At 61.3% G+C, this 15398-nt stretch carries 12 protein-coding genes; 1 reads left to right on the top strand and 11 read right to left on the bottom strand.

Translation table 11 applies throughout. The features are described 5' to 3' along the window. Positions 1–50: 50 nt before the first annotated feature. A complete protein-coding gene (gene fghA, locus J4D28_RS08850) occupies positions 51–902 on the bottom strand; it encodes an S-formylglutathione hydrolase (RefSeq protein ID WP_162094495.1) in 852 nt (283 codons plus the stop codon). A gap of 82 nt (positions 903–984) precedes the next feature. Next, positions 985–2097 (bottom strand): S-(hydroxymethyl)glutathione dehydrogenase/class III alcohol dehydrogenase, encoded by a 1113-nt coding sequence (locus tag J4D28_RS08845; protein WP_007924035.1) that lies wholly within the window; start codon positions 2095–2097, stop codon positions 985–987. A 106-nt stretch (positions 2098–2203) separates the two neighbouring features. On the opposite strand from J4D28_RS08845, the gene J4D28_RS08840 reads away from it, so the two are divergent. Next, on the top strand, positions 2204–3100 hold the full coding sequence (locus J4D28_RS08840) for a LysR substrate-binding domain-containing protein (protein ID WP_009047227.1): 897 nt from the start codon (positions 2204–2206) through the stop codon (positions 3098–3100). Positions 3101–3265: 165 nt separating this feature from the next. Here J4D28_RS08840 and ispD read toward each other — a convergent pair whose 3' ends face one another. From ispD to rnhB, 9 genes are all read right to left on the bottom strand, one after another. Next, positions 3266–3973 carry a 2-C-methyl-D-erythritol 4-phosphate cytidylyltransferase gene (gene ispD / locus J4D28_RS08835; protein ID WP_009047226.1) on the bottom strand — a complete coding sequence of 236 codons (708 nt, stop codon included), beginning with the start codon at positions 3971–3973 and terminating at the stop codon, positions 3266–3268. Beyond that, positions 3970–4248: a cell division protein FtsB gene (gene ftsB / locus J4D28_RS08830; protein ID WP_007924039.1), complete on the bottom strand. Its 279-nt coding sequence runs from the start codon at positions 4246–4248 to the stop codon at positions 3970–3972. Before ftsB ends, ispD begins: the two co-directional genes overlap by 4 nt. Positions 4249–4420: 172 nt before the next feature. Then, positions 4421–5710 carry a phosphopyruvate hydratase gene (gene eno, locus J4D28_RS08825; protein ID WP_009047225.1) on the bottom strand — a complete coding sequence of 430 codons (1290 nt, stop codon included), beginning with the start codon at positions 5708–5710 and terminating at the stop codon, positions 4421–4423. 157 nt (positions 5711–5867) lie between these two features. After that, positions 5868–6713 (bottom strand): 3-deoxy-8-phosphooctulonate synthase, encoded by an 846-nt coding sequence (gene kdsA / locus J4D28_RS08820; RefSeq protein WP_009047224.1) that lies wholly within the window; start codon positions 6711–6713, stop codon positions 5868–5870. 5 nt (positions 6714–6718) lie between these two features. Beyond that, positions 6719–8350 (bottom strand): CTP synthase, encoded by a 1632-nt coding sequence (locus tag J4D28_RS08815; RefSeq protein WP_007924045.1) that lies wholly within the window; start codon positions 8348–8350, stop codon positions 6719–6721. Positions 8351–8624: 274 nt separating this feature from the next. After that, positions 8625–9953 carry a tRNA lysidine(34) synthetase TilS gene (gene tilS, locus J4D28_RS08810; RefSeq protein WP_016705314.1) on the bottom strand — a complete coding sequence of 443 codons (1329 nt, stop codon included), beginning with the start codon at positions 9951–9953 and terminating at the stop codon, positions 8625–8627. A gap of 119 nt (positions 9954–10072) precedes the next feature. Further along, complete coding sequence (locus J4D28_RS08805; protein ID WP_009047222.1) at positions 10073–11020, bottom strand: acetyl-CoA carboxylase carboxyltransferase subunit alpha; 948 nt, start codon at positions 11018–11020, stop codon at positions 10073–10075. 140 nt (positions 11021–11160) lie between these two features. Beyond that, a complete protein-coding gene (gene dnaE / locus J4D28_RS08800) occupies positions 11161–14685 on the bottom strand; it encodes a DNA polymerase III subunit alpha (RefSeq protein WP_103330474.1) in 3525 nt (1174 codons plus the stop codon). A 69-nt stretch (positions 14686–14754) separates the two neighbouring features. Next, positions 14755–15387 (bottom strand): ribonuclease HII, encoded by a 633-nt coding sequence (gene rnhB, locus J4D28_RS08795; RefSeq protein WP_103330477.1) that lies wholly within the window; start codon positions 15385–15387, stop codon positions 14755–14757. Positions 15388–15398 lie beyond the last annotated feature (11 nt).

Below are 15398 nucleotides of genomic sequence, written 5' to 3'. Positions count from 1 at the left end.
AAAAACGCCCTGATTGAGTCAGGGCGTGATTCTACCTGCTTTGGCGGACATTAGCCGCTCAGAGCGCGCGCATGATGCTGCAGGTGGTCGCCAATGAAGCTGGCGATAAAGAAATAGCTGTGGTCGTAGCCGGGTTGCAGGCGCAACGTTAGCGGATGACCCGCGGCTTTCGCCGCCTGCTGCAGCACTTCGGGCTTGAGCTGATTGGCCAGGAAATCGTCACGATCGCCCTGGTCCACCAGCAACGGCAGCTTTTCGCTGGCCTCCTGGATCAGCACGCTGGCATCCCATTCGCGCCAGCGGGAGCGCTCTTCGCCCAGGTAGCGGGAAAAGGCTTTCTGCCCCCACGGGCAATCCATCGGGTTGCTGATCGGCGCGAAGGCCGACACCGACTGGTAACGTCCCGGATTGCGCAACGCGCAGACCAGAGCACCGTGGCCGCCCATGGAGTGCCCGCTGATGCCACGCTTGTCCGAGGCAGGGAAATGCGCCTCGACCAATGCCGGCAGCTCCTGCACCACATAGTCATGCATGCGGTAATGCTCGGCCCAGGGCTGCTGGGTGGCATTCAGGTAGAACCCGGCCCCCAGGCCGAAGTCCCAGGCGCCATCCGGATCGCCCGGCACGCCAGGGCCACGCGGGCTGGTATCCGGCGCGACGATGATCAACCCCAGTTCGGCGGCCAGCCGCTGGGCGCCGGCCTTTTGCATGAAGTTCTCGTCGGTGCAGGTCAGGCCGGACAACCAGTACAGCACCGGCAGCTTGCCACCCTGCTCCGCCTGTGGCGGCAGGTACACGGCAAACACCATGTCGCAGCCCAGCACCTCGGAATGATGCTTGTAGCGTTTGTGCCAGCCGCCGAAGCTTTTCTGGCAGGACAGGTTTTCCAGACTCATGGGCATTTCAGCCGCAGGCTTCAAGCTTCAGGCTGCAAGTTGGCGGTGATCGCTCTCGCAGCTTCTGCTTGCCGCTTGCCACTGCTCCTTAGAAATGAATGACGGTACGGATGCTCTTGCCTTCGTGCATCAGGTCGAAGGCCTTGTTGATGTCCTCCAGTCCCATGGTGTGGGTGATGAAGGTGTCCAGGGGGATTTCGCCGCTCTGGGCCATTTCCACATAGCTTGGCAACTCGGAACGGCCACGCACGCCGCCGAACGCCGAACCGCGCCAGACACGGCCGGTCACCAGCTGGAACGGACGGGTGGAGATTTCCTGGCCGGCACCGGCCACGCCGATGATCACCGACTCGCCCCAGCCCTTGTGGCAGCACTCCAGCGCGGCACGCATCAACTGCACGTTGCCGATGCACTCGAAGGAGAAGTCCACGCCGCCGTCGGTCATGTCGACGATGACCTCCTGGATCGGCCGGTCGAAGTCTTTCGGGTTCACGCAATCAGTGGCGCCCAGCTGTTTGGCGATTTCGAACTTGGCCGGGTTGATGTCGATGGCGATGATCCGGCCAGCCTTGGCTTTCACCGCGCCAATCACCGCCGACAGGCCGATACCGCCCAGGCCGAAGATCGCCACGGTGTCGCCGGCCTTGACCTTAGCGGTATTGATCACCGCACCGATCCCGGTGGTGACGCCGCAACCCAGCAGGCAGACTTTTTCCAGAGGCGCTTCTTTAGGGATCTTGGCTACCGAGATTTCCGGCAACACGGTGTACTCGGAAAAGGTCGAGGTGCCCATGTAGTGGAAAATCGGCTGGCCTTTATAGGAGAAACGAGTGGTGCCGTCCGGCATCAGGCCCTTGCCCTGGGTGGCGCGGATCGCCTGGCACAGGTTGGTCTTGCCCGACAGGCAGAATTTGCACTTGCCGCATTCCGGGGTGTACAGCGGGATCACATGATCGCCCACAGCCACCGAGGTCACGCCCTCGCCGATGGCCTCGACCACGGCACCACCTTCGTGACCGAGGATCGACGGGAAGATGCCTTCCGGGTCGGCCCCGGACAGGGTGTAGGCGTCGGTATGGCAAACGCCGGAAGCGACGACCCGCAACAACACCTCGCCGGCCTTGGGCATGGCGACATCGACTTCAACGATCTCAAGGGGTTTCTTGGCCTCGAAGGCAACGGCAGCGCGCGACTTGATCATCCTGGGTCTCCAGCGAATAAAAACGAGACAGGGAGTGTAAAACAGCGCCTGGCGATGAATAATCCGGACAAAAGCAAAACATTATTGCTGTATAGGGATAATCGTCATGAATGAGAACCGCTGGGAAGGCATCGATGAGTTCGTCGCCGTAGCTGAATGCAGCCAGTTCACTGCCGCCGCGGAACGCCTCGGGGTGTCGTCTTCCCATATCAGCCGGCAGATCGTCCGCCTGGAAGAACGGCTGCAGACCCGCCTGCTGTATCGCAGTACCCGCCGGGTGACCCTGACCGAAGCCGGGCAGACTTTCTTGCAACATTGCCAGCGCCTGCAGGATGGACGCGAAGAGGCGTTGCGCGCCGTCGGCGACCTGACCAGCGAACCCAAGGGCATGCTGCGCATGACCTGCGCAGTGGCCTATGGCGAGCGGTTTATCGTGCCGCTGGTCACCAGTTTCATGGGGCTTTATCCGCAACTGCGGGTGGATATCGAACTGAGCAACCGCCCTTTGGACCTGGTGCATGAAGGCCTGGACCTGGCGATCCGTCTTGGTCGCCTGCAGGATTCACGACTGGTGGCGACCCGCCTGGCGCCGCGTCGCATGTACCTTTGCGCCTCGCCGTCCTACCTGGAGCGTTATGGCCGTCCCCACAGCTTGTCGGAGTTGAGTCGGCACAACTGCCTGATCGGCAGCTCGGATATCTGGCAGCTGGAGCAGGACGGCCGCGAGTTCTCCCAGCGGGTGCAAGGCAACTGGCGCTGTAACAGCGGGCAGGCTGTGCTGGATGCGGCGCTGCAGGGGGTTGGCCTCTGCCAGCTACCGGACTATTACGTGCTGGAGCATCTGCATCAAGGCACCCTGATTTCCCTGCTCGAGGCGCATCAGCCACCGAATACCGCGGTGTGGGCGCTGTATCCGCAACAACGGCATCTGTCGCCCAAGGTGCGCAAGCTGGTGGACTATCTCAAGGAGGGGTTGGCCAAGCGGCCGGAGTACAAGGATTGATCCGTAGACGCTGCGGCAGGCTGCGATCGGCCCGGAACGAGGTGCGCTTTTCGCAGGTCATCACCACGCATAGTCAAACCGATCGACCGTGTTGCCCGGTAAACGGCTACTGCGTAGCCGATCGCAGCCTGCGGCAGCGGCTACAGGGACCAGCGAAACCTAAGATCAGCGGCGATTGGTCCAACGCTGGCGTAGCCACTCCAGATCTTCCGGACGGGTCACCTTGAGGTTGTCCGAACGCCCTTCGATCAGGCGCGGTGCCTGGCCGGCCCACTCCATTGCCGACGCCTCATCGGTAATCGCCACATCCGCCACCAGGCTGTCGGCCAAGGCGCGATGCAAGGCGCCAAGACGGAACATCTGCGGCGTATAGGCTTGCCAGATCAGGCTGCGATCCACGGTTTCCAGCACTCGGCCGTGCTTGTCGATCCGTTTCAGGGTGTCACGGGCCGGCACCGCGAGCAGGCCGCCCACGGGGTCATCCGCCAGCTCGCCCAGCAACTTGTCCAGGTCATCCCGGGACAGGTTCGGCCGTGCGGCATCGTGGACCAGCACCCAGTCATCATCCGCAGCGCCCTGGGCGTGCAGATGGAGCAAGGCATTGAGGACCGATCCGGAACGCTCCGCGCCACCTTCGACCCGCTGGATCCGCGGGTCGTGGGCACAGGCCAGGGTCGGCCAGTAAGGATCGTCAAGCGCCAGGCTGACCACCAGCCCCTTCATGGAAGGATGGTCGAGGAAACAGCTGAGGCTGTGTTCGAGAATAGTGCGCCCGCCCAGTTGCAAGTATTGCTTGGGACGGTCCGCGGCCATGCGGGCACCGACGCCCGCGGCAGGAATCACGGCCCAGAAGGCCGGTAGAGACTGAATCATTGGGCCAACTGGTAGAGGGTTTCGCCCTCCTTGACCATGCCCAGTTCATGACGAGCCCGCTCTTCCACGGTCTCCATGCCTTTCTTCAATTCCATGACTTCCGCGTCGAGTACACGATTGCGCTCCAGCAGGCGCTCGTTTTCAGCGCGCTGATCGGCAATTTGCTGAGTCAGGTCGGTTACCTGCGCCAAGCTGCCATTCCCCACCCAGAGGCGGTACTGCAGGCCAGCCAGCAGCAAGAGCAAGACGAGGAACAACCAATTGGGACTGCGCATCGAATATCGGGTATCCAGTGAAAAAAGACAGCCATGCCAACAACTTCGAACCTACTGACAGCACGAAGCCTGGAAGAACCAGGCTTGTGCTCTTAAGGCATCAGATTAGTGGCAAAAACCTCGCTGATGCGATTTTTCTGACCCAATCCGGTGTCTTTGTACCATCTACCGCTTAACCGCGAAACTCGCTGCGGCCGTTGTACTTGGCCTTGCCATTCAATTGCTCTTCGATACGCAGCAATTGGTTGTACTTGGACACGCGGTCGGAACGGCACAGCGAACCGGTCTTGATCTGGCCAGCCGAGGTGCCCACGGCCAGGTCGGCAATGGTCGAATCTTCGGTTTCGCCGGAACGGTGCGAAATCACTGCGGTGTAACCGGCAGCCTTGGCCATCTGGATGGCTTCCAGGGTTTCGGTCAGGGTACCGATCTGGTTGAACTTGATCAGGATCGAGTTGGCGATCTTCTTGTCGATGCCTTCTTTCAGGATCTTGGTGTTGGTCACGAACAGGTCGTCGCCCACCAGCTGGGTCTTCTCGCCGATCTTGTCGGTGAGGATCTTCCAGCCAGCCCAGTCGGACTCGTCCAGACCGTCTTCGATGGAGATGATCGGGTAACGCTCGGTCAGGCCCTTGAGGTAGTCGGCGAAACCTTCAGCGGTGAACACCTGGCCTTCGCCGGACAGGTTGTACTTGCCGTCTTCGAAGAACTCGCTGGCTGCGCAGTCCAGAGCCAGGGTCACGTCGGTGCCCAGCTTGTAACCGGCGTTGGCCACCGCTTCGGAGATCACTTTCAGGGCGTCTTCGTTGGAAGCCAGGTTCGGTGCGAAACCACCTTCGTCACCTACGGCGGTGCTCAGGCCACGGGCCTTCAGCACGGCTTTGAGGTGATGGAAAATCTCGGTGCCCATGCGCAGGCCTTCGGAGAAGGACTTTGCGCCAACCGGCTGCACCATGAATTCCTGGATGTCGACGTTGTTATCGGCGTGCTCGCCACCGTTGATGATGTTCATCATCGGCACCGGCATCGAGTAGACGCCCGGTGTGCCGTTCAGGTTGGCGATGTGCGCGTACAGCGGCAGGTCCTGGTCCTGTGCTGCTGCCTTGGCCGCGGCCAGGGACACGGCGAGGATCGCGTTGGCGCCCAGGGTTGCCTTGTTTTCAGTACCGTCCAGCTTGATCATCGCCTGATCGAGGGCCTTCTGGTCGCTTGGGTCTTTACCCAGCAGCAGGTCACGGATCGGACCATTGATATTGGCTACGGCCTTCAGTACGCCCTTGCCCAGGTAACGGCTCTTGTCGCCATCACGCAGCTCCAGCGCTTCACGCGAGCCGGTGGAAGCACCGGACGGCGCGCAGGCGCTGCCGATGATGCCGTTATCGAGAAGCACGTCCGCTTCGACGGTGGGGTTGCCACGGGAGTCGAGAACTTCACGACCTTTGATGTCGACGATTTTTGCCATTGTTGTAAACACTCCAAAGTTGACGAAAACGACGCAGCTGAAGGGAATCTCTTTACCGTCGGCAAGCAGGGAACAGGGGGCAGACTTGCGGACGATAAGGCTCAGGCCCGCGGGCCTGAGCATTTAATCGTGCGGTACTTTACCGGAGAAATCGGTTTTACGCGGTCTCTACCGTCGGAAAACTCTTAACCAGTTCGTCCAGGGCCTTGAGCTGGGCCAGGAAAGGTTCGAGCTTGTCCAGGCGCAGGGCGCATGGACCGTCGCATTTGGCGTTGTCCGGATCCGGGTGGGCTTCCAGGAACAGGCCGGCCAGGGACTGGCTCATGCCGGCCTTGGCCAGGTCGGTGACCTGGGCACGACGACCGCCGGCCGAGTCGGCACGACCGCCGGGCATTTGCAGCGCGTGGGTCACGTCGAAGAACACCGGGTATTCGAACTGCTTCATGATGCCGAAGCCGAGCATGTCCACCACCAGGTTGTTGTAACCGAAGCTCGAACCACGCTCGCAGAGGATCAACTGATCGTTACCCGCTTCTTCGCACTTGCTCAGGATGTGTTTCATTTCCTGGGGCGCGAGGAACTGGGCTTTCTTGATGTTGATCACCGCACCGGTCTTGGCCATCGCGACCACCAGGTCGGTCTGGCGCGAAAGGAAGGCCGGCAGCTGAATGATGTCGCAGACCTCGGCGACGACCGCGGCCTGGTACGGCTCGTGGACGTCGGTGATGATCGGCACGCCGAAGGCTTGCTTGATGTCCTGGAAGATGCGCATGCCCTCTTCCAGGCCAGGACCACGATAAGAGGTCACAGAAGACCGGTTGGCCTTGTCGAAACTGGCCTTGAACACGTAAGGGATACCGAGCTTTTCGGTGACCTTCACGTACTCTTCGCAGACCTGCATGGCCATGTCACGGCTTTCCAGCACGTTCATGCCGCCGAACAGCACCATGGGCTTGTCGTTGGCAATCTCGATGTCGCCGACGCGGATGATCTTCTGTGCCATCGGGGTTACGCCTTCTTCTGGTGTTGAGCCAAAGCGGCCTTGACGAAGCCACTGAACAGCGGATGGCCGTCACGTGGGGTCGAGGTGAACTCAGGGTGGAACTGGCAGGCGACGAACCATGGATGGTCCTGTGCCTCGACCACTTCAACCAGCGCGCCATCGCCGGAACGACCGGAAATCTTCAGGCCGGCGTCGATCAGCTGTGGCAGCAGGTTGTTGTTCACTTCGTAACGGTGACGGTGACGCTCGACGATCACATCCTTGGCGTAGCAATCGTGCACCTTGGAGCCGGCTTCGAGCAGGCATTCCTGAGCGCCGAGACGCATGGTGCCGCCCAGGTCGGAAGCTTCGGTACGGGTTTCGACGGCACCGGTGGCATCAGCCCACTCGGTGATCAGGCCGACGACCGGGTGACCGCTGGCGCGATCGAACTCGGTGGAGTTGGCGTCCTTCCAGCCCATGACGTTACGAGCGAACTCGATCACGGCCACTTGCATGCCCAGGCAGATACCCAGGTAAGGCACCTTGTTTTCCCGAGCGTACTGGACGGCGGTGATCTTGCCTTCCACGCCACGCAGGCCGAAACCGCCTGGAACCAGGATCGCATCGACGCCTTCGAGCAGCGCGGTGCCCTGGTTCTCGATGTCTTCGGAGTCGATGTAACGCAGGTTGACCTTGGTACGGTTGGTAATACCGGCGTGACTCATCGCTTCGATCAGCGACTTGTAGGCGTCCAGCAGCTCCATGTACTTGCCGACCATGGCGATGGTGACTTCGTGCTCGGGGTTGAGCTTGGCGTCGACCACTTTTTCCCACTCGGACAGATCGGCACCGTTGCATTGCAGGCCGAAACGCTCGACGACGAAATCGTCCAGACCCTGGGCGTGCAGCACGGCCGGGATCTTGTAGATGGTGTCGACGTCTTCCAGGGAGATCACCGCGCGCTCTTCAACGTTGGTGAACAACGCGATCTTGCGACGCGAGGACACGTCCACCGGGTGGTCGGAGCGGCAGATCAGCACGTCAGGCTGCAGGCCGATGGAGCGCAGCTCTTTCACCGAGTGCTGGGTCGGCTTGGTCTTGGTCTCGCCAGCGGTGGCGATGTACGGAACCAGGGTCAGGTGCATCAGCATCGCGCGCTTGGAACCGACTTCGACGCGCAGCTGGCGGATGGCCTCGAGGAACGGTTGCGACTCGATGTCACCCACGGTGCCGCCGATCTCCACCAGGGCCACGTCGGCATCGCCGGCGCCCTTGATGATGCGACGCTTGATCTCGTCGGTGATGTGCGGAATCACCTGGATGGTGGCGCCCAGGTAATCACCACGGCGCTCTTTGCGCAGCACGTGCTCGTAGACACGACCGGTGGTGAAGTTGTTGTTCTGGGTCATGGTCGTGCGGATGAACCGCTCGTAGTGGCCCAGGTCCAGGTCGGTCTCGGCGCCGTCGTGGGTGACGAACACTTCACCGTGCTGGAACGGGCTCATGGTGCCCGGGTCGACGTTGATGTACGGGTCCAGCTTGAGCATGGTGACCTTAAGTCCCCGCGCCTCCAGGATGGCCGCCAATGAAGCCGAGGCAATGCCTTTCCCCAATGAAGAAACAACACCGCCCGTGACGAATATGTAGCGCGTCATGAAAAACCCTAGAAGTCTGCGTTAAAGCGGTCCGAGCCGCCGGGGAAAGCGAAGGAAGGCCGAAGCCCCCGATCACCTGCATTAATCACAGTGCACCTTTCAAAAAAACCGCCGCGTTGGGACAGACCGGAAGAGAAAACACCGGTACGTTGCTCGCTACACATTTTTTGGAATCGCCCAGCAAAGACTGCTTGGTAATCGGCAACTCCTGCAATTCAGGCGAATCCACAGAAGTTGTATCAAGAAGGGAGCGTAGTCTACCGGAAAGGGACTTTCAGCTCAAACCTTGATCGCTCGAAGGCGGCTGCCAATGCAATTGCCAGCCTTCATAGGCATTTGCGTCAAGACCTGGCAGGTTCGCCACCGCGAGCAATTCTTCACCTCGATACAGCAGCGGCAATCTGCCACGGGCGAAGGCCGGCAGACCCGCCTCATTGAGCAGGCGCTTGAGATCGCGGTGGCCGCGCCCAGGCAGTTGCATCACCTCGCCCCCCTGACGGTAACGCACCTGCAAGGGCCCTTGCGGCGCGCCACCGATGAATTGCAATTGCCCATTGCCTGGTAACGGCAAAGGCGCAGCGGTATCGACCCAACTCGGCACCGATAGCGGGGATTGCAGCCAGCTACCCGACAACCACCAGACGCGCCCTGCCGCCCGCTGCAACTCGCCCTGCCCCAGCCGCCATACCGGACGGCTGTCGCCCGCGGCATCGCGCAGCGTCTGCCAGCCCGCCCAGTGGTCGCTGTCAGGCAGCGGCGTGAGCCGGCTCAGCCAGTGACTCAGGGCATTGCGCTGACGCGCCTCCGACAAGCCGACCAAAGGCACCAGCGCCAGGGACGGCAACCCCAGCCACTCGAACTCCCCCTCCTTAGCCGCCTCTTGCAGATCGATGATCGCCAGCTCATCCAGCAACTCCCGGGCCTCGCGCACATGCGCCGCGCTACGCGCCAGGCTGCTGGCAGCTTGTGGCCAGCGGGCAGTCAGCAATGGGAACACCTGATGGCGCAGGTAATTACGGGAGAACTGCCGGTCCTGGTTGGAAGGGTCGTCGATCCAGTGCAGTTGGTGATCACGAGCGTAACGCTCCAGTTCGTCGCGGGAGACGTCGAGCAAGGGCCGCAGCAAGTGCCCCCGCCCCAAGGCACGCGACGCCGGCATGGCGGACAAGCCCCTGACCCCGGCCCCACGCAGCAAACGGAACAACAGGGTTTCCGCCTGATCGTCACGGTGCTGAGCCGTCAGCAACAGCTCATTGCTGCCGGTTACCTCTTCGAACGCGGCATAACGCGCCTCCCGCGCTGCACGCTCCAGGCTGGCCCCCGGTTGCACCTGCACCGCCACTATTTGCAACAGCACCCCCAAGGCCTCGCACTGGGTTCGACAATGCTCCGGCCAGGCGTCAGCCACAGCCTGAAGGCCGTGATGCACATGGATGGCGGTCAATGGGGGAAGTGTGTGTCGCTGCCTGAGTTGGGCAAGCAGGTGCAGCAGGACGGTGGAGTCGAGGCCACCGGAGAACGCGATGCGCCAGGCCGATCGATCCAGCCAGGGCAGGAGGCGTTGCAGCAGTTTTTGCGTAAGGACGGTATCGAATGGGCTCATGAGTGGACCGGATCCTGAGTAGAGACCGAGCTTGCTCGCAGTGCCTGAAAAGCCTCGACCTGAATGGCCGAGGCGCCCATTTCGCGAGCAAGCCCGCCCCTACAAGGAGCGTCGATCTGTCAGAGACCGTAGCTCATCAGGCGATCGTAACGACGCGCCAGCAGGGTGCCGTTATCCATCTTCTTGAGCATCGCCAGCTGGGAGGTCAGCTCGGCGCGGATCAGAGCAGCAGCGGCAGCCGGATCACGGTGCGCGCCACCCAGCGGCTCGCTGATGACCTTATCGACAATGCCCAGGCCTTTCAGGCGCTCGGCGGTGATGCCCATGGCTTCGGCAGCATCCGGCGCTTTCTCGGCGGTTTTCCACAGGATCGAGGCGCAGCCTTCCGGCGAGATCACCGCGTAAGTGGAGTACTGCAGCATGTTCAGTTGATCGCAGACACCAATGGCCAGCGCACCGCCGGAACCACCTTCACCAATCACGGTGGCGATGATCGGGGTTTTCAGGCGTGCCATGACCCGTAGGTTCCAGGCGATAGCCTCGCTCTGGTTGCGCTCTTCGGCGTCGATACCCGGATAGGCGCCCGGAGTGTCGATGAAGGTCAGGATCGGCATCTTGAAGCGTTCGGCCATTTCCATCAGGCGGCACGCCTTGCGATAGCCTTCAGGACGCGGCATGCCGAAGTTGCGACGGACTTTCTCACGCACTTCACGGCCTTTCTGGTGGCCGATGATCATGACCGGCTGGTCGTCCAGACGGGCAACACCACCAACGATCGCGGCGTCGTCGGAGAAGTGACGGTCGCCATGCAGTTCGTCGAACTCGGTAAAGATGTGCTCAATGTAGTCCAGGGTGTACGGACGACGCGGGTGACGCGCCAGGCGTGCGATCTGCCAGCTGGTCAGCTTGCCGAAGATGTCCTCGGTCAGGGTGCTGCTCTTGTCTTGCAGGCGGGAGATCTCATCGCCGATATTCAGCGAATTGTCATTACCGACCAAGCGCAACTCTTCGATCTTGGCTTGCAGGTCGGCGATCGGCTGTTCGAAATCAAGAAAATTCGGGTTCATAGGCGTCCGTCTTGGGTCGACGTCCAAGAGAGCTTGGGCCGGCCGGTTGTCTATTCGCGCCCTACCTTAAGGGAGAGGCGCGTTCAGGTCGAGATTAAAAGTTCGGGTCGAGATCGGCGCACTTTCATGGCGCCTGACCGTCAACGGTATTGGAGGAAGACGTTGTCTCGCCCGAACTGGTCACGCAGGGCTTGAATCAAGGCATCCGCCGGGTCGATCCGCCAGGCTTCGCCGAACTGCAGCAAGGCCTTGGCGTCCTCCTTGGTGTACTCCATGGAGATCGGGCAAGCACCGCGATGGCGTTTGCACAGCTCCCCCAGCCAGCGTAGCTGATCGCCCTTGAGGGCTTCGGTATGCACCTTCAGGCGCAGGCTTTCCGCCAGGTTGGTGCGGGCATCTTCCATACTCATCACCCGCTTGACCCGCAGGCGCAGGCCGCCGGAGAAGTCGTCGTTGCTGACCTCGCCCTCGACCACCACCATCGCGTCGGTCTGCAGCAGGGACTGCGCCGAATGGAAGGCATCGGCGAACAGCGAGGCCTCGATCCGCCCCGAACGATCGTCAAGGGTGATGAACCCCATCTTGTCGCCCTTTTTGTTCTTCATGACCCGCAGGGCAATGATCATGCCCGCGACGGTCTGGGTATCGCGCGCCGGCTTCAGGTCGACGATGCGCTGGCGGGCGAAACGCCGGATCTCACCTTCGTATTCGTCGATCGGGTGCCCGGTCAGGTACAGGCCGAGGGTGTCTTTCTCCCCTTTCAGGCGTTCCTTGAGGGTCAGTTCCTTGGCCTTGCGATGATTGGCGTAGACATCCGCATCCTCTTCGACGAAGACCCCGCCGAACAGGTCGGCGTGGCCACTGTCGGCGGTTCGCGCGGTCTGCTCGGCCGCCTTGACCGCTTCCTCCAGGGCCGACAACAGCACCGCGCGATTGCGGTCGATGTTGGCCTGGTAGGCCTTGAGTTCGTCGTGGAAGTAGGGCCCCAGGCGATCCAGGGCACCACTGCGGATCAGCGCATCGAGGGTACGCTTGTTGATGCGCTTGAGGTCGACCCGGCTGCAGAAGTCGAACAGGTCCTTGAACGGGCCACCTTCGGCACGGGCCTCGACGATCGCCTCCACCGGCCCCTCGCCCACACCCTTGATCGCTCCCAGGCCATAGACAATACGGCCGTCGTTGTTGACGGTGAACTTGAAGTCGGAACTGTTCACATCCGGCGCATCGAGGCGCAGCTTCATGCTGCGCACTTCTTCGATCAGCACCACCACCTTGTCGGTGTTGTGCATATCCGCGGACAGTACCGCCGCCATGAAAGGCGCCGGGTGATGCGTCTTGAGCCATGCAGTCTGGTAGGACACCAGCCCGTAGGCGGCCGAGTGGGACTTGTTGAAACCGTAGCCGGCGAATTTTTCCACCAGGTCGAAGATGTTGCCCGCCAGGTCGGCATCGATACCGTTGTTGGCGCAACCTTCGATGAAGCCGCCGCGCTGCTTGGCCATCTCCTCGGGTTTCTTCTTACCCATGGCACGACGCAGCATGTCGGCCCCACCAAGGGTGTAGCCAGCCATCACCTGGGCAATCTGCATCACCTGTTCCTGATACAGGATGATGCCGTAGGTCGGTGCCAGTACCGGCCGCAAGCCATCGTACTGGTAGTCCGGATGCGGATAGGCCAGCTCGGCGCGCCCGTGCTTACGGTTGATGAAGTCGTCCACCATGCCCGATTGCAACGGACCGGGACGGAACAACGCTACCAGTGCGATCAGGTCTTCCAGGCAGTCGGGCTTGAGCTTCTTGATCAGCTCCTTCATGCCTCGGGATTCGAGCTGGAACACCGCGGTGGTCTCGGCCTTCTGCAGCAGCTCGTACGTCTTCTTGTCGTCCAGCGGGATGAAGTCGATGTTGACGTCGGGCAGGTTCTTTTTCACCTGCTCGCGGTTGATGGTCTCCATCGCCCACTTGATGATGGTCAGGGTCCTCAGGCCGAGGAAGTCGAACTTCACCAGGCCGGCAGCCTCGACGTCGTCCTTGTCGAACTGGGTTACCAGGCCGTCGCCGGCTTCGTCGCAATAGATCGGCGAGAAGTCGGTCAGCTTGGTCGGGGCGATAACTACGCCACCGGCGTGCTTGCCGACGTTACGCACCACGCCCTCGAGCTTGCGCGCCATCTCCCAGATTTCCGCCGCTTCTTCATCGACCTTGATGAAGTCGCGCAGGATTTCTTCCTGCTCGTAGGCTTTTTCCAGGGTCATGCCGACTTCGAAGGGGATCATCTTCGACAGACGGTCAGCCAGGCCGTAGGACTTGCCCTGCACCCGCGCCACGTCCCGCACCACAGCCTTGGCGGCCATGGAACCGAAGGTGATGATCTGGCTTACGGCGTTGCGGCCATATTTCTCGGCCACGTAGTCGATAACCCGGTCACGACCGTCCATGCAGAAGTCGACGTCGAAGTCGGGCATGGAAACCCGTTCCGGGTTGAGGAAACGTTCGAACAGCAGGTCGTAGGCCAGCGGGTCGAGGTCGGTGATCTTCTGCACGTAGGCCACCAGGGAACCGGCACCCGAGCCCCGGCCAGGACCTACCGGCACACCGTTGCTCTTGGCCCACTGGATAAAATCCATAACGATCAGGAAGTAACCGGGGAACCCCATCTGGATGATGATATCCAGCTCGAAATTCAGCCGGTCGACATACACCTGGCGCTTGGCTTCATAGTCTTCGGTGGTGTCCTTGGGCAGCAGCACGCTGAGGCGCTCTTCCAGCCCGTCGAAGGAAACCTTGCGGAAATATTCATCGATGGTCATGCCATCGGGAATCGGATAGTCAGGCAAGAAGTGCTTGCCCAGCTTCACTTCGATATTGCAGCGCTTGGCGATCTCGACCGTGTTTTCCAGGGCCTCGGGCAGGTCGCTGAACAGCTCGGCCATTTCCTCGGCGCTTTTCAGGTACTGCTGGTCGCTGTAGTTCTTCGAGCGACGCGGGTCGTCGAGGGCGCGGCCTTCACCGATGCAGACCCGGGTTTCATGGGCCTCGAAGTCTTCGCGCTTGATGAACCGCACATCGTTGGTCGCCACCAGCGGCGCGCCGATCTTGTCCGCCAGGGCCACGGCTGCGTGCAACTGCTCTTCGTCGTTGGGACGGTTGGTACGCTGGACTTCCAGATAGAAACGGTCCGGGAACACCGCCATCCATTCGCGAGCCAGGGTTTCCGCTTCTTGCAGGTCGCCAGAGAGCAGGGCAAGACCGATCTCGCCCTCTTTCGCGGCCGAGAGCATGATCAGGCCTTCGGCGGCCTCGGCCACCCACTCGCGCTCGATGATGATCTGGCCATTACGCTGGCCATCGATAAAGCCGCGGGAAATCAGCTCGGTCAGGTTGCGATAGCCAACGGCGTTCATCACCAGCAGGCTGATGCGGCTCAGTGGATTCTCGGGATCCTTGTTCGACAGCCACAGGTCGGCGCCACAGATCGGCTTGATCCCGGTGCCCATGGCCGCCTTGTAGAACTTGACCAGGGAACACATGTTGTTCTGGTCGGTAACCGCCACCGCGGGCATGCCCATGCCGGCCAACGTCTTGACCAGCGATTTGATCCGCACCAGACCGTCAACCAGGGAATATTCAGTGTGCAGGCGTAGATGAACGAATGAAGCCGGCATAGTGATCCTGTAATGAGCACAAAAACAACAAGGCCCGGATTGTACCGGGCCTTCGCTAAAACATCAGCCTCAGGACTGAATCTCGCCCAGGTTCTCACGGGCTTCGTAGGCTTGGCGTACCGGCGCGAACGAGCGCCGGTGAATCGGCGTCGGCCCCAGGCGGGCCAGCGCTTCCAGATGAACGGGCGTCGGGTAGCCCTTGTGCCCGCCGATGCCATAACCCGGGTAGATCAGCTCGAACGCCGCCATCTCGCGATCCCGGCTGACCTTGGCCAGAATCGACGCCGCTGCGATCGCCGGCACCTTGCCATCACCCTGGACCACGGCTTCGGCAGGCATCGACAGTTTCGGGCAACGATTACCGTCGATCATTGCCAGTTTCGGGGTCACGCTCAGCCCTTCTACCGCCCGCTGCATGGCCAGCATGGTGGCATGCAGGATATTCAACTCGTCGATTTCCTCGACTTCGGCGCGGGCAATGCACCAGCTCAGGGCTTTTTCACAAATCTCGTCATAGAGCTTTTCGCGACGGGCCTCGGTGAGCTTCTTCGAGTCATTCAGACCGAGAATCGGCCGGCTCGGATCGAGGATGACCGCAGCCGTGACCACTGCGCCGCACAAGGGGCCGCGCCCGACTTCGTCGACACCGGCCACCAGGTCTTCGGCATCGGCCACCAGAGAGAAATCCAGTCCCATCTGCATCTTTTCGTTAC

It is taken from the genome of Pseudomonas sp. GW531-T4, from assembly GCF_017349615.1.
GTDB classification, from domain to species: Bacteria; Pseudomonadota; Gammaproteobacteria; order Pseudomonadales; family Pseudomonadaceae; genus Aquipseudomonas; species Aquipseudomonas chlororaphis_I.
Note: the sequence above shows the minus strand (reverse complement) of the source record. Positions and strands in the feature narration are given on the sequence as shown.